The organism is Termitidicoccus mucosus (assembly GCF_038725785.1).
In the GTDB taxonomy this organism is placed as follows: domain Bacteria; phylum Verrucomicrobiota; class Verrucomicrobiia; order Opitutales; family Opitutaceae; genus Termitidicoccus; species Termitidicoccus mucosus.
Genome location: NZ_CP109796.1, coordinates 2,158,376 through 2,183,046, shown reverse-complemented (window position 1 = coordinate 2,183,046; position 24,671 = coordinate 2,158,376). Strand labels below are relative to the sequence as shown.

At 60.2% G+C, this 24,671-nt stretch carries 9 protein-coding genes; 8 read left to right on the top strand and 1 reads right to left on the bottom strand.

Going from position 1 to position 24,671, the window contains the following annotated elements:
* From OH491_RS07350 to OH491_RS07315, 8 genes are all read left to right on the top strand, one after another.
* Positions 1-543 carry a hypothetical protein gene (locus tag OH491_RS07350; protein WP_145929169.1) on the top strand — a complete coding sequence of 181 codons (543 nt, stop codon included), beginning with the start codon at positions 1-3 and terminating at the stop codon, positions 541-543.
* Complete coding sequence (locus OH491_RS07345) at positions 544-876, top strand: hypothetical protein (protein WP_068773304.1); 333 nt, start codon at positions 544-546, stop codon at positions 874-876.
* Between the two features lie 120 nt (positions 877-996).
* The gene (locus OH491_RS07340) at positions 997-1,389 is read left to right on the top strand and encodes a hypothetical protein (protein WP_145929168.1); all 393 of its coding nucleotides are present in this window, start codon (positions 997-999) and stop codon (positions 1,387-1,389) included.
* A 110-nt stretch (positions 1,390-1,499) separates the two neighbouring features.
* On the top strand, positions 1,500-2,288 hold the full coding sequence (locus OH491_RS07335) for a hypothetical protein (protein ID WP_068773302.1): 789 nt from the start codon (positions 1,500-1,502) through the stop codon (positions 2,286-2,288).
* Between the two features lie 336 nt (positions 2,289-2,624).
* A complete protein-coding gene (locus OH491_RS07330) occupies positions 2,625-17,438 on the top strand; it encodes a fibronectin type III domain-containing protein (protein ID WP_084442765.1) in 14,814 nt (4,937 codons plus the stop codon).
* Positions 17,439-17,491: 53 nt separating this feature from the next.
* Complete coding sequence (locus OH491_RS07325; protein WP_068773300.1) at positions 17,492-18,337, top strand: hypothetical protein; 846 nt, start codon at positions 17,492-17,494, stop codon at positions 18,335-18,337.
* Positions 18,338-18,401: 64 nt separating this feature from the next.
* Positions 18,402-23,567, top strand: coding sequence for an RHS repeat-associated core domain-containing protein (locus OH491_RS07320; protein WP_342750951.1), 5,166 nt, complete (start codon positions 18,402-18,404; stop codon positions 23,565-23,567).
* Positions 23,564-24,433, top strand: coding sequence for a hypothetical protein (locus OH491_RS07315; RefSeq protein WP_342750950.1), 870 nt, complete (start codon positions 23,564-23,566; stop codon positions 24,431-24,433). Before OH491_RS07320 ends, OH491_RS07315 begins: the two co-directional genes overlap by 4 nt.
* On the opposite strand, the gene OH491_RS07310 is transcribed toward OH491_RS07315, so the two are convergent.
* Entirely contained in the window at positions 24,430-24,663 is a 234-nt protein-coding gene (locus OH491_RS07310) for a hypothetical protein (protein WP_342750949.1), read from the bottom strand. The genes OH491_RS07315 and OH491_RS07310 overlap by 4 nt on opposite strands.
* Positions 24,664-24,671: the final 8 nt, after the last annotated feature.

The following is a 24,671-nucleotide window of genomic DNA, read 5'->3' as shown; positions in this document are numbered from 1 at the left end:
ATGAAAAAACGACAACTCCCAAAACTCCTGCCGGCCCTCGCCATCGCCGCCGCACTTCTCAGCGGTTGCTCAATGTTTCGCAAGAAACCTCCCGCCCCACCTGTGCAGCCTCAAGTCACCGTGGCCGTGCCGATCTCCGGCACCGAGCTTGACCTGGCGAACATCGAAAAAGTCCGCTTTGGCGACACGCTCAAGGCGTATCCCGTAAACCGATACGTCGATCCGCGCGACCCGAACATGCTTCACGAGGCGCATCTTGTTTATCGCAAGGAAACCGCCGCCTCGTGGAATCTCTCGCCCCACGCGCCGACCACCGTCCCGCTCGGCCCCGTCCTCGCCGTGTCCGACCCCGCCGAAAAGCCGTCCCCTTCCAACACCGACATCGAGCAGCGCATGAACGCGCAGACCCGCCTCATGGCCGCGCTCACCGAGCAGAACGAAACCCTTGTCGCCGAGGTCGCCCGCCTCAACCGCGAGCTTGCCCGCACCCGCGAGGCACTCGGCAACGCCACCAAATCCAACCCATCCGCAACAGCACCATAAATGAATACGACACAACCACCGCCCGATCCCGAAACGGCCCATGCGCCAGCTCCCACAACGGATGCAAGCGTCAACCAGCCTCCCGACGACCAACCCGCCGCGCCGCTCGCCATTGGCCCGCACCATCGAAAAAACTTCGAGCAGGCCGAGGTCCACCTGCGCAAGACTTATGGCAAGTCGCCACCCGCCGCCGACCTCATGCGCCTCTGGCTGGCCGGCGCGCCCCCCTGGGAAATCACCCGCGCCTTCGAGGAGGCGGTATTGAATATTTCCGGCAGCGACCTCGTTCCCGACGACAACGGCCATTACAGCCAGACGCTTCTCGATCTATAAAATACGAATATTATCGTTTCATATATCATTTTGGGCGAATCCCGCCCGCACAAGGTCAACCGCCTCTGGCGACCAGCCGCCTTGCTTCACCAATGGCTGGGGAAAAAACATAAAACCATCATGTCACTCAAACAAGCCATCGCAGCACGAAAAGCGAAGCAGGACGACGCCGTCCGCACCAACCCGGAGGTTGATGCCAAGGTCACCCAGTTCATCGCGGACAATCCCAAACTCTACGAGTATTACAACGAAATGACCAAGGAGCAGCTTATCCGAAAGCTCATGCTCGGCAAAATGCAGCGCAACGAATACACCCAGCAGCGCGACCAGGAAATCATCCAATGGGTGAACGAAAACCCCGAGGTCAAGGCCAAGGTCGAGGAGCGCATCAAAAACGTCCCCGCCGAGAACCGCCAGCGCGCCTTCGTGCGCGTCGCCAAGGACGAGGCCATGCGCCAGACCATGCGGCAGGGACAGGGACAGCCGCCCCCCGCCCAAGGCATCGGGGTGTGATAAATTACGAATGACGAATTACAAATTACGAATTGAAACCAGTGGCGCAAAGGCGCGGCTTGGAAATTCGTCATTCGTAATTTGTAATTCGTCATTATCCCGTCCCCGCCATGTCCTCCGGCTCCGCGTTTGCCGACGCCATCCTGTCGCTGTCGGCGGATTCCAACGACTCGGCCTGCGTCGCGCTTTTTATGCAACTGTTGCGCGAGTCGCCCGGCTTGCGCCGCTGGCTCGCCACGGCGTTCCTTGAGCCGCGCACGCGTTCGCGCCTTGCGCGTTATTTGCGCGACAAGGAACGCCCGCCGAGGCACGCCAGCCAAAGGCGTCATTTGCTCGCGTGGCTCGCGCATTCCAGCCATGCGTTCGAAACCGACATCGCCAGACTCGCGCACGCTCGCATGCCGGTTTCCGCCGCGCCCTACGGTGGGCTCACGCGCGGGCAGGTCGCCGGACTCATCCGCCGCTGCCAATCGGGCGGCGAGGGCGATGTCGCGCTCGCCTCGTTCCTGCTGGCCCGCGCATGGCGGCAGGCTCCCGCAGACGCGCCTCCGAACGCCTCGCTTTTGGTGATGAGCAGCTTATTTTTGCAGGCGGTCTTTGCCGGCGATGCCCCATCGGTGCCGCTCATTCGCCATCTCACCAAGGCCATGGAGTTTTTCCACGGACACCCGCGCGGCTCCATCACCCGCACGCACTACGGCCATGCCAGTTGGTGGAAACTTTCCGTGCTGCATTACATGCTCAATCACCCCAGACCGCGCTACTGCACGCGGGATTTTATAAAGCATCTGGATGCGCAAAAAATCACCGTCGATGCGAAGGATTTGCGCCGTTTCTGCAAAAAACACCACATCGCCCGAGACACGCGCCCCGGCAGGCCGAGAAGCATGATTCTCTGATTGCCCTGGTGTTGCACGAAAACCACCGGTGGCACACGCTCACACGGGACCGTCTTTCCCTTTGCTTTTCTCTTCCGCATAACATCGGTGAATGTTTTGGCGGAGACAGTGGCATTCTCCGTTTGTCCGAAGCCACCGGGAAAGGACTGACTTTGTTGGAGAGCCTGCCCGCTCTCCATGTCAGTCTGCCTTTGCATGCCCCATGTTTTTGCAATGGCAGGCTAAATTTGAGATGCAGAAAAAACACCGTTTTTTGGCATTGCGACAAGATTTCAAGCGCGTAATTTGCTAGTGTGAGATTCACGATTAATTCATGTAATCTTACGTTTTTTTACCATGAAAAAAGATACGTCGTCCGGTCGAATCTCATCCCGTCTGTTACCGGCCATTATTGCGGCGTTCTGTGTCACGCTTGCGAGTCTGGCCCTTACCGTCGGCCCCGCGCATGAAACCAAGATTGCCGGCGAGGGACGGCTGGAGGCATCCGCGCCGGCATCGGCAGTTTCTGTTCTCTATAATAACGCGGTTCCATCGAGCCTCAATTTCCTGTCCACGGTGCCCGCGTTGATGAATGGCGGCACCAGCGGCGCGAATGCCGCGAACAGCACTCCCGCCTGGCAATCCGTGAGCGTCGTTCCCGGCCCGGCGGCGGATGGAAGCAACCAGCTAAAACTCTACGATGCCGGCTCTCCGCTGCTCCCGTCCGGGTTGTCACTGCAAAACGTCGCCACTCAAAACAACACTGCGCGCAACGGCGGCTGGCGCGCCCGCATCGACGCGGATGGCGGAGTCTGGATGTGGGTTGAAACAGGCGAAGCCACCGAATCGGAGGATGATGAGGAGACGACAGGTGGTTCCGGCCAATCAAAGGTGAACGGTCTCCCGCCGGTCGGCACCCTTGCGCTTGGCGGCGGGCACGCGGTGGCGCTCACGCAGGATGGCGAGGTCTGGGCATGGGAAACAGCCTCCGGCACGTATCCGGGCGGCGCGGCCTCGCCAAGCCAGCCGGTGAAACTGGCCGGCCTGCCCGAGGTTGTTTCCATCGGCGCGTGGCGCGAATACGGCTTTGCCAAGGGCGGCGACGGCGCGATCTGGTTGTGGCAGGGAATCGAAAACAAATACGCCGCGCTGACCGACGAGGAACTTGCCGCCGCCATCGGAATTTTAACCGGAAACACCCCGCCCCAGAACACGCCCCAACCCTCCTTCGCCCCAAAAGCCGCCCGCATGTTGATGAGTGGCGCCATGATGCAGTCGTCCGCCGCGCCCGCGCCGTTGGCGCCACCGACAGACGGACTTCGCCTGTGGCTGAAAGCCGACGCGGGCGTGGTGACAGGCACAGACGGAAAAATCAGCCAGTGGACCGACCAGAGCGGACTGAACAATCATGCCACCCAAGGCAGTGCCGCCTATCGTCCCGAGGTCGCTGCGGAGACATTGAACGGCCTGCCCGTGGTGAAATTCACAGCCTCAACGAACCAGTGGATGCAGTTTGGCAACGTGATGAGCGGGGCGACGCAGGGTGAGATTTTTGTCTTGGTGAAGGCCGCGCAGGCGACGCCCGGCACGCATCGTGGCTTGTGGTGGTTTGGAGGCGCGGGAGGAGCGACGCACTATCCGGCAAGCAACGGGAGCGTTGTGGATGATTTCGGCAGCAATGCGGCAAAGACGGCGGGGGCGCCGCCGGACATCACGCAGTGGCACATCTACAACGTCTCGTCGAAAGCCGGTGACTGGGAAAGCCGCGTCAATGGGAAAACGCACTATCGGACGACAACGAACAATGTGAGCTTTTACACCGCGCCCTATCTTGGCCGCACCAATCAGGGTTATGCGTTCGACGGCGACATCGCCGAGGTCATCATTTATGACCGCGTGCTCGATGAGGAGGAGCGCGAGGCGGTGGGAACGTATTTGTATTCCCAATATACCCTGGCCGGCGTCGAGGCGCCCGATGCACCGGCAAATCTGGCCGCACGGCCAATAAGTCCGGCACAGGCCGGGCTGACATGGGAGGCGGAGGCTGCCTCGTCCGCCATTACCTATGTGGTTGAACGCAAGGACACCACAAGCGAAACTTATGAAATAGTGGCGCGCGTAAAGGAGGGTCGCAGCTACGTGGACAGCGGCTTGGATGCGGGCACCAGCTATGTTTATCGTATCAAGGCCACCAGCTACGCGGGCGCGTCTGGTTACAGCAACGAGGCGTCTGTGACCCTGCCGACGCACGGGACGGCCATGCCCATGAATGGAATGCGGGCGTGGCTGCGGGCTGACGCGCAGACATTGGGCGTGCTGGGGCACTGGGCCGACCAAAGCGGACATAGCAACGGGGCTAATCAAGGAACCGCCTCCAATCAGCCGTTGGTGGTGTCGGGATCGTCGGGTTTGAACGGTTGGCCCGTGGTGCGATTTGAGGCGGCGAAGAACCAATGGATGCAGTTTGGCAACGTGATGAGCGGCGCGGCGGAGGGTGAAATCTTTGTCTTGGTGAAGGCCGGGCAGGCGACGCCAGGCACGCACCGGGGTTTGTGGTGGTTTGGGGGCGCGGGCGGAGCGACGCATTATCCGGCAAGCAGCGGGAGTGTCGTGGATGATTTCGGCAGCAATGCGGCAAAGACGGCGGGGGCACCGCCGGACATCACGCAATGGCACATCTACAACGTCTCGTCGAAAGCCGGTGACTGGGAGAGCCGCGTCAATGGGAAAACGCATTACCGGACGACATCAAACAGCGTGTATTTTTACACCGCTCCCTATCTTGGCCGCACCAATCAGGGTTATGCGTTCGACGGTGACATCGCCGAAGTCATCATTTACGACCGTGTGCTCGGCGAGGGGGAGCGCGAGGCGGTGGGGATGTATTTGAATTCCAAATACACTTTGGCTGGCATCGAGCCGCCTGACGCTCCGGAAAATCTGGCGGCAAGAGGCATAAGCGCGACGCAGGCCGGGCTGACGTGGCAGGCGGAATCAACCTCATCCGCAATCACCTATGTGATCGAACGGCGGGATGAGACGGGCGGAACATACGAGGTGGTAGCGCGCATAAAGGATGGGCGCAGTTACGTGGACAGCGGGTTGGAGCCGGGAGCCAGCTATATTTACCGGGTGAAGGCCGTCAGCTACACAGGTGCGTCGGATTACAGCGACGAGGCGCCCGTGACACTGCCTGCGCACGGGGTGGCCATGCCAACGGAAGGGATGCGGGCATGGTTGCGGGCTGACGCGCAGACATTGGGCGTGCTGGGGTACTGGGCCGACCAAAGCGGGCATGGCAACGGAGCGAATCAGGGAAGCGCCGCCAATCAGCCCGAAGTGGTGGATGGCGATCTGAATGGGTGGCCTGTGGTGCGATTTGAGGCGGCGAAGAACCAATGGATGCAGTTTGGCAACGTGATGAGCGGCGCGGCGGAGGGTGAAATCTTTGTCTTGGTGAAGGCCGGGCAGGCGACGCCAGGCACGCACCGGGGTTTGTGGTGGTTTGGGGGCGCGGGCGGAGCGACGCATTATCCGGCAAGCAGCGGGAGTGTCGTGGATGATTTCGGCAGCAATGCGGCAAAGACGGCGGGGGCACCGCCGGACATCACGCAATGGCACATCTACAACGTCTCGTCGAAAGCCGGTGACTGGGAGAGCCGCGTCAATGGGAAAACGCATTACCGGACGACATCAAACAGCGTGTATTTTTACACCGCTCCCTATCTTGGCCGCACCAATCAGGGTTATGTGTTCGACGGCGACATCGCGGAGGTAATCATTTACGACCACGTGCTCGAAGAAGAGGAGCGTAATACGGTGGGAACGTATTTGCATTCCAAATACACCCTGGCCGGCGTCGAGCCGCCCGGCACGCCGGCGAATCTAGCCGCGAGGGCGATAGGTGCGACGCAGGTCGGACTGACATGGGAAGCCGAGGCGGGCGCGGGTGCCATCACTTATGTGATTGAGCGCCGGGATGCCGCAGGCGGAGCCTATGAGGAGATGGGGCGAGTGAAGGAGGGCCGCAGCCATGTGGACAGCGGCTTGGAGGCCGGGAGCAGCTACGTTTACCGGGTGAAGGCCGTCAGCTACGCGGGAGAGTCTGATTACAGCAACGAAGCATCCGTGACGTTGCCAGAGCACGGTGCCGCCATGCCCGTGGATGGAATGCGGGCGTGGTTGCGGGCCGATGCGCAGACATTGGGCGTGCTGGGCCACTGGGCCGACCAGAGCGGGCATGGCAACGGGGCGAATCAGGGAAGCGCTTCCAATCAACCGTTGGTGATATCGGGATCGTCCGATTTGAACGGCTGGCCTGTGGTGCGGTTCAATGCCTCGGCGAACCAGTGGATGCAGTTCAGCAACGTGATGGGCGGCGCGACGGAAGGGGAAATTTTTGTCTTGGTGAAGGCGGCGCAGGCATCCCCCGGCAGCCATCGGGGACTGTGGTGGTTTGGCGGCGCGGGCTACGCGACGCATTATCCGGCGAGCAACGGCAGCATCGTGGATGACTTTGGCAGCAATGTGGCAAAGACAGCGGGAGCACCGCCGGACATCACCCAATGGCACATCTACAACGTCTCGTCGAAAGCCGGCCACTGGGAGAGCCGCGTCAACGGCAAGACCCATTACCGGGTGACATCAAACACTGTGAGCTTTTACAGCGCGCCCTATCTTGGACGCAGCCACCAAGGCTACGCGTTCGACGGCGACATCGCCGAGGTGCTGGTTTTTGACCGCGTGCTCGATGAGGGAGAGCGTCAGGCGGCTGGAATGTATTTGTATTCCAAATACACCCTGCCGGGCATTGAGCCGCCCGCCGCGCCGCCGGTGCTGGCGGGGCAGTCCGCCGGGGCCGGGCAAAATTATCTTTCGTGGGACGCGCCCGCCGAGACCGCTTGGACGGAATACGTGCTTGAGCGCTCGCCAGACGGCTCCGTTTGGAATGAGGCCGGACGCTTCGGCATCGGGGCGCGCGGCCATCTTGATCAGGGGCTCGCGGCAGGCGCTTATCATTATCGCCTAAAAATGCGCAACTGGGCCGGGGAGTCCGGCTATGGCAACACCGTCACCCTGTCCGTGGCGGAAGACAGCGCCGGCGTCGTTCCCGTTGAGGGGATGCGCCTGTGGCTGCGCGCCGATCTCGGCGTGACCGCCGACGCTGCGGGAACCGTATCGCAGTGGGCCGACATCAGCGGCTCCAACAACCATGCCGCGCAAACAGCCGCCGCCTCGCGCCCCGCGCTTGCCGCCGCGTCCACGCCCGATGCCCGGCCCGTCGTGCGCTTCACGCGCGCCAGCCAGCAAAAACTCGACCTGCCCGCCAGTTTCATGACCGGAGCCGCTGCCGGCGACGTGTTTGTCATCCTGAAAAACAACGCGCTCAAGCCCGCCTCCTATTCCGGTCTCTGGCGCGTCGGCACGGCCACGGGCTATTATCCGCAGACCAATGGCACGCTCACTGATGGCTTCGGTTCCAACACCGCCCGCGATCTCGGCACCGCGCAAGTTGACATCACCCAGCGCCACCTTTTGGAAATATCCGCCGTTTCCGGCTCGTGGGTGTCGCGCCTCAACGGACTCGGGCAAACCCGCGCCGACACCAACACCGTCTCATGGAACACCGCGCCACTGCTCGGGCATAATGGCAGCTATGCTTTCGACGGCGACATCGAGGAAGTCATCATTTACGACCGCGTGCTCACCGATACCGAACGCGAGCAAGTCCGCCTCCACCTCAACGCCCGCCACGGCCTCGTCACCGCCGCGCCCGAGACGCCCGCCGACTTGCAGGCCCGCCCCGGCGTTCAGGGCGGCGTCGAACTCACATGGGATGCGTCCGCCGCGCCTCCATCCGTCTGGCACGAATACATTATTGAACGCAGCGCAGGCAACGGTGACTTCGAGGAAATCGCCCGCACCGAATGGCATGACTTCACAGACACCGGCGCGCAACCCGGCGTCGCTTACACCTATCGCGCAAAAGCGCGCAACTGGCATGGCGAGTCCGGCTACGCCACCACCGCCACACCGCTGACCATCACCACCGACGATGCGCTGCCCGCCGTGCCCGCGCCGGAAAACCTCCGTCTGTGGCTGCGCGCCGACCACGGCGTTTTTATCCATACCGGCACTGCCGCCGAAACCCGCGTGCAACGCTGGCAGGACCAGTCCGGCTCCGGCAACCACGCCGTGCAACTTGCGCCCGCGAACCAGCCTTTGCGCGCCACTGACGCCGTCACCGGAGCGCCGGTTTTGCGCTTCACCGCCGCGCAAAAGCACAGCCTCGCTTTTCTCGATGTGATGCGCGGTGCGACCGCCGCCGAGTTCATCGTTCGCGTCAAGACCGGCGCAACCACCTACGCCGCCGACAACAGCCTCTGGAAATGGAGCTCTTACGGTGCCGCTTATCCCGCCAGCACAGGCGACCTGACCGACGGCACCGCCAGCAACGCCAACCAACTCCAAGGCGCGCCCGTTCTTCCGCTCAACCAGTGGCGCACCTACAGCGTCAGCGCGGCGCAGGGCAACTGGACTTCGCGCATCAACGGCCTCATTCAATACCAAATCGCGACCAACGCACCGTCCTTCGTGACCGCGCCGCAACTCGGCACGAACGGCGGCACTTGGTTCGACGGCGACGTTTCGGAAATCCTCATCTTCGACCGCGTGCTTACCGACGCCGAGCGCGAACAACTCACCCGTTATCTCGAAGCCCGCGCCAATCCCGACGCCACTCCACAACCTCCCGCCCCTCCCGCTGCGCCGATCGGTCTCACTGCGGCAGCCGAATCAGCCACCACCATCGCCGTGCGCTGGACGCCTCCCGCCGCGCTTGAAACAGGCATGGCTGTCATCTTGGAGCGCAGCATTGGAAACACAAATGCCTTTGAAGAAATCCGCCGCTTCGCGCTCGGCTACGAAAATCGCAGCGACTACGCCGACCGCAACCTCACGCCCGGCACGACCTGCGCCTACCGCCTGAAATTTCGCGACACCGCAGGCCGCGAGTCCGCCTACAGCGCGACCGCGACCGTCACCACGCCGGCAGACACCGCCGCCGACAGCATCTGGCCCGCCGACATCGCGCCGCAAAACCTCCATCTTTGGATGCGCGCCGACCTTGGCTTGGTGACCGCCCCCGGCGGACGCATCGTTTCGTGGGAGGATCAGTCCGGGAAAAACAACCACGCCGCGCAGACGCTCGTGGCGAACCAGCCCCTTGTCGGCGACTCGCCGGACACGCCCCGCTCGACCACGGTCGCGTTCAACGGCGCGCAACCCCAATACCTCGCGCTTCCCTCCACGCTCTTCACCAGCGCGGCCACCGGCGATGTTTTTGTCGTCTTAAAAACCGCGACGACGACGCCCGCCGCCACGCGCAGCCTGTGGCAGTTCGGCCCAAGCACCAGTTATTATCCGCAGAATAACGATACGCTCACCGAAAGCCTCGGCACCAGCACCGTGCGTCCTCTCGGCCAGCCCCTCGCCGCGACCACCGCATGGCACCTCTACAACGTCACCGCTAGGCCCGGCGAATGGATCGCCCGCCTCAACGGTTTGGAGCAATACCGCGACGCCACCGCCAACACCGTTTCGTTCAGCGGCATCCCCAGGCTCGGCGCGGGCACGGCGTATTTCCACGGCGACATTGCCGAGTTGATCGTCTTTGACCGCGTGCTCACGACAACGGAGCGCGAGCGTCTCACGAGGTATTTCAACTCGCGTTGCGCCGCGCTGCCCGAACCCGCCGCCGCGCCCGAAACACCCCACACGCTTGACGCAACGCCCGACTCCCCGTCCTCTGCGCTGGTCACATGGACGCTCCCGGACGCGCCCCCCATCGGCGTCACCTACACGCTTGAACGCCGCACGGGAGGCGCGGGCGCATCGGGCGACTTCGCCGCCGTTTTCAGTTTCGCGCATGGCAACGCCATGTCTGGTGACTTCACGGATGCAACTGTCGCCGCTGGCCATATCTACACATACCGCTTCCGCGCCCGCGACGCGATTGGACGCGAAACCATTTCCACCAGCACGGCCACCGTCACCATCCCCACCAGCGCCGCCCCCGGCGTCCTCACTCAAACCGAAGGGTTGCGCCTCTGGCTGCGCGCCGACCGGGGCCTCGTGTCCGACACGACCGGACGCCTTGCGGTCTGGCGCGATCAATCGGGCCAAAACAACCACGCCACGCAAGCCGTCCTCGCCAGCCAGCCCGCGCTTGCACCAACCGGAGCCATCCTCTTCAGCGGCTCCGCCGCTAACCAGTATTTTGCCCTTCCCACCGCGCTCATGACCGGCGCGACATCGGGCGAGGTTTTTGTGATTCTCAAATCGAATACCACCGCGTCCGCGACGCGCGGCCTCTGGCAGATGGGATATTCCAGCTACAGCTATTATCCAAACTCCGACGGCACCCTCTCGGATAATTTTGGCAGCAACACCCAACGGCAACTTGGCGCGCCCAAAGCCGATTTTTCGCAAAAACACCTCTATCACGTCACGGCCAAGCCCGGCGAATGGGTCGCCCGCCTCAACGACATCGAGCAATTCCGGGCGACGACAAACACCGTCTCGTGGAACACCGCGCCGCTCATCGGAAGCAACGGCAGTTACGGTTTCGACGGTGAAATCACCGAAGTCCTCATCTACGACCACGCACTCACCGACGCGGAGCGCGCCACTGTGCGCGCCTACCTCGACGAACGCCACGCGCTCGGCATCACCGCGCCGCCGCCCGCGCCGGCGCTGGCCGCGCGCGAAGTCGTGCCCACCGGCGTTGAACTCTCGTGGACGCTCCCGCCGCTCAACACCGACGCGCAGCTTGTCCTTCAACGTCGCGACGACAACGGAGCCTACGCCGCGCTCGCCACACTCGGCAAACACGACCGCGCCCACACCGACAGTACGGTGCAGACCGGCCACACCTATGCCTACCGGATAAAAATCGCCGCTGCCATCGCTGGTGACGGCGAGTGGAGCAACGAGGTTACCATCACAACCACGACCGCCCCCGCGCCTTCCACGCTCACCGACGGTTTGCGTCTGTGGCTGCGCGCCGGCCAGCAAGTCACCATCGCGGGCAACGGACGCGTCTCATGCTGGGAAGACCAGTCCGGCCAGAACAACCATGCCACCCAAACCAATGTCGCCGCCATGCCCGCGCTCGCCGCCGACGGCACGGTCACATTCACCGCCGCGCAAAACCGGCGATTCGCCCTGCCTGCCGCCCTGATGAGCAGCACGACCGAGGGCGAAATTTTCATCATCCTCAAAGCCGCCGCCACTCCGTCCGCGATACGCGGCTTGTGGCGGATGGGTTATTCCAGCTACAGCTATTATCCGAACACCGACGGCACCGTGTATGATGACGCGGGCACGAATACCTCACGTTCGCTCGGGCTGCCCACGGCGGACCTTGTCCAGTGGCATCTCTACAACATCTCCAGCAAGCCCGACGAATGGGTTTCCCGTTTCAACGGACAGGAACGTGCGAGCTTCGACACCAATACCGTCCGCTGGTCCACTTCGCCGCTTCTCGGCAGCAACGGCAGCAACGGTTTCGATGGCGACATCGCCGAAATTCTCATCTACAATCGCGTCCTCTCCGCGAGCGAGCGCGAAACCGTTTCAAATTACCTCGCGCGAAAACACATCCCCGCCGCAGGCGCGCAACCGGATGCCCCGGCTCAATTAAGCGCACGCGTCATCGGGGACGGACAGGCGACCCTCGAATGGCAAAACCAACCCGCGACGTGGACATGGCAGGAACTCCAGCGCAAGGCCGGCGACGGAACCTACGCCGCCATCGCGCGCCCTGCCGGGACATCGCACGTGGATGCCGGCCTTGAGCCGGGGCAAACCTACACCTATCGCATCCGCACACACACACCGGCGGACGCAAGCGCGTGGAGCAACGAGGCTGCAATCACCATCCCCGCAGAAACAGAAACAACCGGCCCTGCTATCCCTCTTTCCGCACTGCGCCTCTGGCTCAAGGCCGACACCTTGCAGACAGGCAAAATCGTGCTCTGGCGGGACCAGTCCGGCAAGGGCAGCCACGCCGCCGCCCCTTCGATAATCTACGCGCCGCAGGCCGCCACGGATGCGACCGGGAAAAAATCGGCCTATTTTGCCGCCGCGCAGAACCAGCGACTCGCGTTGCCCAATCTCATGAACGGTGCGACCGAGGGTGAGGTGTTCATCGTGCTGAAGACCGAGTCCACCAAGCCGTCTTCCATGCGTGGTCTCTGGCGGATGGGGCATTCAAATTCCAGTTATTATCCCAACACCGACGGCACGCTCGCGGACCACTTTGGCGCCAGCACCAGCCGCAGCCTTGCCACGCCGCTGGCGGACATCACGCAGTGGCACGTGTTTAACGTTTCAAGCGAGGCCGGCGAGTGGATCGCGCGCATTAACGGTGCCATGCAGCACCGCGCCATAAGCAACACTGTCACTTGGAACACCTCGCCGCTGCTCGGCAGCAACGGCATCTACTATTTCGACGGCGATATCGCCGAGGTGCTCGTGTTCGACGAAGTGCTTTCCGAAGCGGAGCGCGTCACCGTGCAGGATTACCTGGTTGGCCGGCACCGGCTTGCCGGCACGAATGGGACACTGGCCGCGCCCGGGAGCCTGACCGTGCATGCTTTCAACGAAACACAAGCCAGCCTCAAATGGGAGGCCGAGCCCGCTGCGTGGATCACTTACGAGGTCCAACGCAAAACGGGCGGCGGCGATTATACCATCATTACCGCTGCCAACGGGCTGTCCTGCATCGACAGCAATCTTGAATCAGGAACGGAATACACTTACCGGGTTCGGGCGCGCAGCACCATCGCCGCCAGCGAATGGAGCGAGGAAGTGACTGTCACCATGCCAGCCGCCACTGGCGACGCGGCCGCGATGCCCATGGAAAATCTTCGGCTGTGGTTGAAGGCCGACCTGCTTGCCACCGGCACGCTTGGCGTCTGGCACGACCAAAGCGGCTGCCTCAATGACGCCGCCGTATCAATCCCAAGCTATGCGCCTGCTGTTACGCAGGCCGAAGATGGAAACAAATCGGTGCACTTCGAAGCCACGAAAAGTCAGCATCTCACGTTGCCCCACTTCATGAATGGCGCGACCGAGGGCGAGGTATTTATTGTGCTGAAGGCTGCCGCTGCGACGCCGTCCGCCGCGCGCGGCCTGTGGCGCATGGGTTCTTCCAATAATTACAGTTACTATCCTCAAACCAATGGCACGCCCTACGAGGACTTTGGCACTAATACGCAGCGCAACCTTGGTACTCCAACGGCGAACATCGCGCAATGGCACGTGTTTAACGTTTCAAGCAAGGCTGGAGAATGGGTCGCGCGCCTCAACGGTGCCATGCAGCACCGCACCACAAGTAACACCGTTTCTTGGAGCACCTCGCCGCGTCTCGGCAGCAACGGCAGCCATTATTTCGACGGCGACATCGCCGAGGTTCTTGTCTTCGACAAAGTGCTTTCCAGCGCAGAGCGAAAAACAGTGCAGGATTATCTTGTCGGAAAACATCAGCTTGCCGGAGCGGGCGACATGCTCGCCGCGCCTGAAAACTTGACGGCGCAGACTTTGGGCGCGACACAGGCCAGCCTCAAATGGAATGCCGAGCCATCCACGTGGACAGGCTACGAAGTCCAGCGCAAGGAAGGCGACGATGATTACACCACCGTCGGTATCGTCAGTGGACTTTCACATTTCGACAACGCCCTTGAAGCTGAAAGGGAATACACTTACCGTGTCCGCGCTCGTAGCGCCACCGCCGTCAGTGAATGGAGTAACGAAGCCACCATCACCGCCGTGTCGGACAGTTCAGGCGCACTCCTCCCAGTGGAAAACCTTCGCCTTTGGTTGAAGGCCGATACGCTGCTCCCGGGCACACTGGGCGCATGGGCCGATCAAAGCGGGAACCTCAATGGCGCGGTTGCGCCGGCACCGGTTAATGCCCCTTTGGTCACGCAGGATGAAAGCGATGGCATCGCGGTGCATTTCGACGCCACGAAAAACCAGCATCTCGGGCTGCCCAATTTCATGAACGGCGCTGCCGAGGGCGAGGCGTTCGTCGTGCTGAAAGCTTCCTCCGCGCAGCCCTCCGCCTCGCGTGGATTGTGGCGCATGGGCTCTTCCAGCTACAATTACTATCCCCACACCAACGGCACGCTTTACGAGGACTTTGGCACCAATACGCAGCGCAGCCTTGGTGCGCCAGCGGCGAATATCGCACAGTGGCATGTCTATAACGTGTCAAGCAAAGCCGAGGAATGGATGGCTCGCATCAACGGCACGCAGCAGATTCATTCCGCGTCCAATACTGTTTACTGGCACAGCTCACCCTTGCTCGGCAGCACCGGCAGCCGTGGCTTCGACGGCGACATCGCCGAGGTGCTCGTCTTCGACAAGGTGCTCACCGCCGCCGAGCGCGCCACCGTGCAGAATTATCTCGCCGGAAAACACCGGCTTGCCGGCACGGACGACACGCTGGCCTCACCAGAAAACCTGACCGCGCGGGTCTTGGGTGCGACCCAGGCCAGCCTCAAATGGAATGCCGTGCCCTCCGCGTGGGTTGCTTATGAAATCCAACGCAGAACCAGCGGTGGCGGTTACGCTACCATCACCACCGCCAGCGGGCTTTCCCACCTCGACAGCACGCTTGAAGCTGAAACGGAATATACTTATCGCGTTCGTGCGCGCAGCGCCACCGCCGTCAGTGAATGGAGTAACGAAGCCACCATCACCGCCGTGTCGGACAGTTCAGGCGCACTCCTCCCAGTGGAAAGCCTTCGCCTTTGGTTGAAAGCCGATACGCTACTCCCGGGCACCTTGGGCGCATGGGCCGATCAAAGCGGGAACCTCAATGGCGCGGTTGCACCGGCACCGGTTAATGCCCCTTTGGTCACGCAGGATGAAAGCGGTGGCATCGCGGTGCATTTCGACGCCACGAAAAACCAGCATCTCGGGTTGCCCAACTTCATGAACGGTGCTACCGAGGGCGAGGCGTTCGTCGTGCTGAAAGCTTCCTCCGCACAGCCCTCCGCCTCGCGTGGATTGTGGCGCGTGGGCTCTTCCAGCTACAATTACTATCCCCACACCAATGGCACGCTTTACGAGGACTTTGGCACCAATACGCAGCGCAGCCTTGCCACACCGGCGATCAATATCACGCAGTGGCACGTCTATAATGTATCGAGCAAGGCTGGCGAATGGATGGCCCGCATCGACGGCACGCAGCAGGCTTATTCCACGTCCAATACTGCTTACTGGCACAGCGCACCCTTGCTCGGCAGCAACGGCAACCATGGTTTCGACGGCGGCGTCGCCGAGGTGCTCGTCTTCGACAAAGTGCTTAGCGAAGAGGAACGCGCCATCGTTAATAATTATTTGGTATTAAAGAACACCCTTGATGGAGGGGTATCGCTTTCCGGAGAGATCACTCTTTCCGTGACATTGCAAAGCTCCTCCAAGGCAAGGCTGGCATGGACAGGGTTTCCTTACTCGTGGATTGATTATACCGTGGAACGACAAAACAACGATGGCACATGGACGCCGCTTTTCTCCAAACGTGATAGCTTTACCTATATGGACACAGTTGGAGGCTTAAGCCAAACTTATCGTTACCGCATCCGTGCGCGCAATCTACACGGCGCGATTCTCTATAGCAATGAAGCGACCATCACAACCCCCGGCCTTGATGTATTTGTCCCTATCGGAGGGGAAAACTTCTCCATTGGAGGATCCGGCCTGACTTTTCTGGATGTTTCCGCAGGTGCCGAATATGCCTTTTCCGTTTCCTCGGCGGGCGATTATCGTTGCGATTTGGTTGTTTCTCCCGTGTTCCATAAGAATGTTTTTGGGCCTATCCAACTGGATATATGGATGGATGACATTTGGATTGGCCGGCATACTGTCACCAGCACTGCGCAATATCAAAACCTCAGCCAGTTCTTCCATCTCGCGGTGCCCGGCGTGCATCGCATCCGGTTCCATCAGTTGAGCAGTTCGCTTCAACGCACGCTGCAAATAAACAATCTTGAAATCACCCCCGTCACCGTGTCGGAGTTGCCGCAAACCCAGCGAGACACCATCGCCTCGCTTTGCGGCATGGACGCACAGGGTGCGGTGCAAAGCAAGGTGTCCCCCTATTGCCTTGAAGGTGGCGAATGGATGCCCGGTGACTTGCAACTCTCCATCGCGGGCGAGCCTGTCCAGGTCCTGCCGCAACTCAGGGGGCGCTGGTATGCGAATATCCCGCTCGTGCCGGAGACAGCTGTTTCCGTTTCCGCCAATTTTGCCCAGGGCCTGACAGACGAAAACTGTGCGATCACATGGGTGCCGACTAACATTCTCACTGATACAGCCCCCTTTATTCTTCGCCGCCATGACCGCCTGCTTCTGACCGCGTGTGAGGAAGCAACTCCCAGTGATGCCGCCGTTACCCTGGCAATCACCACGCCTGCTGGCATAACTGAGACACTCACCACCACCGTCGCCGCGCCGCTTGAATATTGTTTCGCCGAGGCGGGCGTGTATCAAATCACCGCCACACTTTCCGAGACTGGCAATGCCCCGGTGTCCAACACGCTCGAAGTGCAGGCCCGCGCGGTCACGCTCGACGGAGGACCGCTTGTCACCTTCACTGGCAACTACAATACCCCGCTCGCCGTCACTGTTGACAGCGGCCCGATAGCCATGTCGGCGGATGCGGGCATCAGCGGTGTTTCCGCCAGCGTATCATCAAGCACCACCCTTGACATCAAATCCACAAGCAGCGCTGCCGGGCGCATCGTGGCCCGCACTGGTGCTCCCAGTGGCACGATCCTCGGCACTGTCGCGGTCGAATCACCGCGCTCCTTTCTGCGCCCGTGCGATTGGGGAATGATGCCGGCTGTCTTTACCTTGGCGACAGGGGAAAAAGTAGTGAAGGTCACGTTTATAACGGATGAGCTCCCCGATGGATGGTATCTAATAATGAATGCCTTTGGCGGTGGCGTCACGGCGCTTGATGGAAGCCGCAGGACACGGTTTGAAAAATCTGATTTTGTCAGCGGCGTGCTTGAAATCTACTACCTTACAACAGGAACAAGCGCGTGCCATACGGCGATCCTTTATGATGATCAGGGAAGGGCGGTGATGTCATGGTAAGCTCACCCATCCGCGTCGTATGGTTCGCATGTGCCGTTGCCGTCTTTCCGATAATGGATGCGCCTGCCGTGCCAACGGGCATTTCGCCCGACATCGCCGCGCTGCTCGATGAAACGCGCACGCCCGCCGCCGAGCAGAAAATCGCCGTGCTGATGCCCCGCTTGCAAGGCGCGCCGCTCGCTGCCGCCGATTGCGCTGCGATGCAAGCTTACATCCTCGCACCGCGCCCGGACAACATCCCCGTCTCCAGATGGCCGTGGGTGGTCAACGACATCCTCCGCCTCCAATGTGCGCAACCGGTCTGCCCCGCCGGGCTCGTCGCGACCGTTTATGCCCTCTACGAAGACGAGGACCGCGGCCCCATTCTCCGCGAATACGCCGTGCAGCACATGGGCGTGCTGCACACCCCCGCGCCCGGCTCGGTTGTCTCCATCACCGCCGCCGAACGGGAACGCCTCACCGCCACGCTCGCACGCCTCGCGCGCGATGGCAAGAGCCGCTTCTGCGGGGCTGCGCTCAATGCCCTCGCCAACGTCGCCGACACCAACGCCTACAATCGCGAGCACGACATCGCCGAACCCATCGCGCCGGCCCCCGCCGTTGATCTTGCCGCCATCGCCCGCGCCGTTGCCCTTGATGATACCGCGTTGTCTGAAAACCGCGCCACCGCCCTCGGCGTGTGCGGCCAGCTTCACGACGATGCCCCCCTCGACACCGCCCGGACGCTTGCGCGCGACCCGCAAACCCCGCTCTCCCTCCGCATGGCCTCGATTTACCTTGTGAGCATCGCGGGCGGCGCGACCGACCGCGAATGGCTTGAACCCATTGCCGCCGATACGCAGTCCTTCCCTCTCAACAAAACCGCCGAGGCCGCCCTCAAAAAACTTCCACGCATTTGACTGCGCATAATTCGTTTTCAAACCAGCGATCTAATCAAACAAATCCGCCATTTATTCAAAATCCATGAAGCCCGCCCGCATCACCAGTCGCCTGCTAATCGCCATCCTGTTCGCGTCTTTGGCACTTCGTGCGCATGCCGCGAATGTGCCTGTCGAACCGCCGCCGCCACCACCGCCGCCATGCAGCGGCTCCGGCCTTGCCGGCGGAGCCGAGGACGAGGGGCAGTGCGACAATCCCGACGATGACGATCCCACCAACCCCAAAAAATGCGACTTGCTCACCTCCGGCGCGTCTCTTCGCAGTGCCAAATACGAGCTTGGTCTCGGAGCCGCCGACTACCTCGCCAATGGCATCCTGCACAAGGACGGCTTCATGTTCCACATCGAGCACGCCACGCTTAAAAACGCCGCCGTTTACCAGCGCCCGCTCACTGCCGAAATCATTAAAAATCAGCCCGCTGGGGAAACCCGCAGCGAAAGCGTTTATCTCCGTCAGGTCATCACCAAGCGCCAGATCACCGACATCATTGCGCTGCCCGCCGCCGAGGGCACCGGTTACACTCTCAGCATCTATCGCGCCGACACGCGCCCGGCCCTCTCCGGTGGTTATTACAACACTGCCGCGCTCCCGTCCGGCTCGCTGCTCAAGCGCGTGACCCTCCGCAACCCTGACGGGGCCACCCTCGCCGGACGCCTCGAAATCCTCGAAGAAGACTACTACGTCACCGACAACGCTCCCCGCCGTAAAACCATCCTCTACACCGAGGGCGACACCCAGTGGACGATGGAAATCTACGCCGGGCAGCTTTCCGACGCGGACAAACAACTCCTGCGCCGCGAAACCCTCACCGACCGCGTCCCCACCGGCAACCCCCACGGCGAATACACCCAGACCCGCGTCGTGGAGGAGGCCGGCAGCGACGGCGTCCTCCACGAAGTCTCCCTCGCCACCGAGAAATGCGCCGTTTACCGCCCCGGCGAAACCGTGCTGCTTGAGCGCGTCCGCACCGCAGACGGGCAGACCCGCACCGACCGGTGGACTTTTTATACCGACCACACCAACGAGGCCGCCTACGGCTACGTGCAAAGCTACCGCCGCTGGGATGGTTTTTGGAAACTCTACAAATACCACCCCTTTCTCGGCGACAGCGTCTATGTCACCGAGATCAGCCCCTGGCTCGACAGCGCCTACGGCGACGAATCCGCCGCCTACGTCACCCAGCGCATCGAGAACCGTAACCTTAAGACCAAGGAACTGCAAAACCGCCTCGTCGCGGGCAAACTCGTTTACGCCAACAGCACCGACCGCCGCAATGACGCCGCCGGCAATCTCGTGGAAACCCACACCGAATGGCCCGACGCCTCCAAACAGACCCTCGTCACCCGCCGCGTCTATCACAGCGCCACCGACAGCCAGATATACCGTCGCGGACGGTTGAAATCCGAGGAGCGTTCCGACGGCACCCTCAGCCTCTGCACCTACGCCCAACTCTCCGATGGCAGTCTCGTGACCACCAAGGACGCCGGCTCCGGCACCCTCGCCGGGGGCGTCACCGACGGCACCCGCACCGTGACCACCCTCCGCGCCAACGGCGAGCTTCAGGAGGAAATCGTCACCGACATCGCCAGCGGCATCGAAATCAGCCGCCGCACCGCCGCCACCGGCACGGACGCCACCGACGCGCGGGGCCGCGTCGTCAAATATTATTACAACAACGACCCGACCGACTACGCCATCCGCCAAAGCGCGGAATGCGGCACCTGCGGCAACACCCACTACGAGCGCGACCGCGACGGGCGCGAAACCCGCAACACCTACGACGCACTCGACCGCCTCGTCAGCACCGAGACCGGCTACCCCGGTCAGCCCCAGATAGTCACCACCTACCAGCACGGCGAAAACCACGTCAGTGCCGTCACCACCAGCGGCACCCTCACGCGCACCACTGAGACCTTTCGCAACGGCTTCGGCGACATTATCCTCCTCACCGAGCCCGCGCGCGATGGCACCGCCCAGCCCGCCGCCACCCAATACGAAAAAGAAATAGACACAACCACCGGACGCCGCACTGAAACCATCATCAATCCCGACGGCTCAACGCTCGTCGCCGAATACCATCTCGACGGCCAAGTCCGCCACGCCCACGGCACCGCCCAAACCGAGAAGCACTACGAATACGGCACGTGGACGGACGGCCTCTGGCGCTTGGAACGCACTGGCCCCGCCGACAGCGACACATGGACAAAAACCTACTCCGACCGCCTAGGCCGCGTCGTGAAAACCGAAACCCACCTCGGCAACGGCGCGCTTGCCGTCACCACCACCCACTACAACGTCAAAGGGCAGATCGAATCCACGACCGATGCCGACGGACTCACCACCCTTTATGCGTATAATAATCTCGGCGAGCAAACCCGCGTTGCCCTCGACTTGAATAATAATGGAACCATCGACCTCGCCGGTCCGGACCGCGTCACAGAAATTTTGAAGCAGTATATAAACGATACGGAGTTCGGTCCATCGGAGGAAATAACGAACTTGGGCTACCCTGAAGATGGTTCGGCGGAGCCGTTGGTGACATCAGTGGACGTGCGGAGTCTCGATGATTTGAAGACGCGCAGCGAAAGTTTTGGCCGCGTGCGCGCGAGCGTGGTGACACGCTCGATCAACGGCGATTACACCGTGACGAGCACCGCACCCGGCGGGGTGACGACGGTGGCGACGTATGTGGGCGGGCTGATGGTGTCGCAGCAGAGCGATGATGCGAACAGTGTGCGACTGTCGCGCACCGATTTCACGCATGACGCGCTCGGACGTGCCATCACGCAGACGGACGCACGGCTTGGGACGACAACGATGGAGTATGACACTGCCGGACAGTTGACAAAAATCACCACACCCGACGGCAGCGAGACTGCTTACACCCACGACAGTATGGGGCGGGTCATAAAAATCACACTGCCCGACGGCACGGAACAGTTCACTGACTACGACCAGCAGGGCCGTGTGATCAAAAAATGGGGCGCGCAGCAATACACGGTGGCCTATGTGTTTGACGTCCTCGGCAACCAAGCAGAGCTGCACACTTTCAAGGACGGCGACGGCGTGGCCCCGCAAATCACAGCATGGATTTATGACACCGGAGGAAGGCTGTTGCAAAAGCAATACGCCGATGGGCATGGCCCAAGCTATACTTACTCACTCGGTGGACGTTTGCTCACGCGCACATGGGCAAGACCTGGCCTGGACAACCAGCCGCTCACCACAACCTACTCTTATACAAACGCAGGCGAATTGGCGTCGGTGGATTACAGTGACGCCACGCCGGACGTGAATTATACTTATGACCGGCTCGGACGCCAGATCAGCGTGACCGACGGCGCGGGCACCCGAGCCTACTCCTACCGTGCGTCGGACGGGGCATTGGAAAGCGAAACCCACTCCGGCCTGTTCAACGCCACTCTCAGCCGCGAATATGATTCATTGGGGCGTCTAATCAAAACTCAGTTGGACGACACGCATGCCGTTACCTACGCCCACGACTCTGCCGGGCGCATCAATCAGGTAGGGCGAGCCGTCCCCGGCGAGCCGCAACCCGAGGAAACCTTCACCTACGCCTACCTCCCCGACAGCAATCTCATCGCCAGCGTAACCGGCCCTGCTCACACCGTTCTAAACACCTACGAGACAAACCGTGACGTGCTGGTAAAAAAGGAAAACAAGGTTGGCACGACGACCATTTCGCAGCACATTTACACGGTGAACGCCATCGGCCAGCGCACCGTCCGCGAACAAACCGGCACAGCCTTTGCCACGCCGAGCACCGACGCGTTTACCTATAACTCACGAGGCGAGGTGATAGGCTCAATCAACACGCAGCGCCCGTCCCTAAACACCGCCTACACCTTTGACGGCATCGGCAACCGCCAAACCTCGCAGGATGCTTTCGGCCCACGCGACTACACCGCCAACACGCTCAATCAATACACTCACGTAGGGGCACCGCAAGCGGCGCCCGTCAGCCCCTCGTATGATTTGGACGGCAACATGCTCGCCGACGGCACGGGCCGCGCCTTCGCATGGGACGCCGAAAACCGTTTGATTGCCGTGGAAACGGACGCCACCCGCGTCGCCTATGCCTATGACGGACAGAGTCGCCGCGTGCGGAGAACGGAGTTCTCGCGGGCCAACCCGCTCGCCTCATGGGAGCAAACCGCCGACCGCTTTTACCTCTACGACGGCTGGAATGTTATCGCCGAATACACCACTGGGAGCGCAGGCATCCTGCCGGCACTGGCTTGTTCCTACGTCTGGGGTCTCGACTTGAGCAACGCCGTCCAAGGAGTCGGTGGCGTCGGCGGTTTGCTCAGTGCCAAGGAAGGCGAGACAGCGAAATACTTCACTTTTGATGGCAACGGAAATGTTAGCGAGATGCTTGATAATGGTGGCAACATGCAAGCCCATTACGAATACGACCCATTTGGAAACACCACTGTAGGCACTGGGTTATGGGCCAACAACAATGTCTGGCGTTTCAGCACTAAGCCGGTTGATGCCGCATCAGGATTGTATTATTACGGTTTCAGGTTTTATGACCCAACTTCAGGTCGCTGGTTAAACAGGGACCCCCTAAGTGAAAATGGTGGCGCGAACTTGTATGTGTTTTCGCAGAACTCTGCAATTTCAAGGATTGATATGCTCGGATTGTGCACGCTCGGTGAAAAGAGCATTACGAATATTGAGGCAAGTGTGGGTGGTTTTCGAAATAGACCGGAGATGCAAGATGCCATGAAGAAACTTTTTGCCGCTCAAAAGGGTGCGCAAATTGCACAATTGGCGTTTGTCGTTGGCGGGATGGTTTACTTTGTCACAGTTGATGGGGTATTTTCAATGCCGGTTCTGCTTTTAGCTCCCGATGTTTTGGATAACGCCATGAAAACTACCAAGGAACTCATGAACACGCCTGGAATCGCGGACGCTATGAATAATATAGCAAATGCGATGAACCGAACATCCAGCGGCCTTAATCGGATAGATACAAAAGTTTATTATAAGGAATGCAGAAAAAAATGCCTTGGATTGTTTGGCACTCCCGAATGGAGCGAGGAAAAAAATACAGGATGGAAGAAATGCGATATTTATATACCTACGGCACAAATTGCCAATATAACACGGGAAATGGTTAAATCGTGTGAAACACGGCACAAGCAGGAGGTTCTTGGGAAATGAAAAACTTGACATTAGGAACAATCGTAATCTTTATAGGAGTTTCATTGTTTTTAAGCGGGTCATGCCGACAGCAACAACAATATGATCCAGATTTTCCCAAAGGCGTCAAGGAAATAGCACTTATTTGGGATGAGGCAATTAAGACATTGTCCAGCGAGAAAGATATTTCAAAAGCCGAATCTTCGTTAATCAACACCATTAGCCGGATAACCAAAATAAAAGATGAGCACAAGCGCATGGCAGGTGTTGATAATATCGGAGGGCAAGCCTTGTTTTTTTGTTATTATTCCCTGGCTTATATATATAAATGCCAGGGTAACGAATCCGCATATCGTCTGGTTAACGCACGCTATATGGATGAAAATCCAACATTGCCTAGCGAAATGTTGCAAGGTCGGACAAGGCAGCAAAACTTTGAATATCATGTCATGGCATATGCAGGGTCAAAAAACACAGTTTGGAATGAATTGGACGGGCGACTGCAAAATGAGGTTCACGAAAAGAATCTTAGGGAAGACGTGCAGTATTTTGCGGAAAAACTGGGAATAAGCATATCACTTAAGGGCGGTTTAGAGGATTTTCGTGCAGATTTGGAAGCAGCAATTATGCGGGCAGGGCTTGAAAATGTGGTGGCTAAGGCCAAGGCGGCTGAAAGCTGGCAAGCCGGCCAGCATTTTTTTCGAATTCTGGAGGACCAGTATTGTATAAGGATAGAATCCTATGGACGGTTAAAAAGAACTATTGGTCTTTTTTCGCTTTATATTGATAAAAACTCGGATGGCAAATTGACATCCTGTTCCTTTTCTATAAAGGACCTGCCCGTTGAGTATCAACAGATGTTAAGCCCTTCGCAAAGGGCGGATTAAAAACGTTTGATGGGGCCAAGCCAAAAGGGGTCAGGACGCTGTTTGTTGATTTTTACCTTACCAGAATTCTTCAATTTTTGATTATAAGTAACAGCTCTCTCCATTCTCTTGTCGCCAACAATGAACCGCATTGACCACGAAAGCCGGCCCATTCCGTCCCCACAATCATGCAAAAAATCAACAAACAGCGTCCTGACCCCTTTTGGCGCCCCGCTTTCACTAGAAAGCATGGTTGATT

Coding starts and splice junctions, on each gene's coding strand:
- OH491_RS07330 (WP_084442765.1), top strand. CDS start 2,625: ATGAAAAAAGATACGTCGTCCGGTCGAATCTCATCCCGTCTGTTACCG.
- OH491_RS07325 (WP_068773300.1), top strand. CDS start 17,492: ATGGATGCGCCTGCCGTGCCAACGGGCATTTCGCCCGACATCGCCGCG.
- OH491_RS07320 (WP_342750951.1), top strand. CDS start 18,402: ATGAAGCCCGCCCGCATCACCAGTCGCCTGCTAATCGCCATCCTGTTC.
- OH491_RS07310 (WP_342750949.1), bottom strand. CDS start 24,663: ATGCTTTCTAGTGAAAGCGGGGCGCCAAAAGGGGTCAGGACGCTGTTT.
- OH491_RS07315 (WP_342750950.1), top strand. CDS start 23,564: ATGAAAAACTTGACATTAGGAACAATCGTAATCTTTATAGGAGTTTCA.
- OH491_RS07340 (WP_145929168.1), top strand. CDS start 997: ATGTCACTCAAACAAGCCATCGCAGCACGAAAAGCGAAGCAGGACGAC.
- OH491_RS07345 (WP_068773304.1), top strand. CDS start 544: ATGAATACGACACAACCACCGCCCGATCCCGAAACGGCCCATGCGCCA.
- OH491_RS07350 (WP_145929169.1), top strand. CDS start 1: ATGAAAAAACGACAACTCCCAAAACTCCTGCCGGCCCTCGCCATCGCC.
- OH491_RS07335 (WP_068773302.1), top strand. CDS start 1,500: ATGTCCTCCGGCTCCGCGTTTGCCGACGCCATCCTGTCGCTGTCGGCG.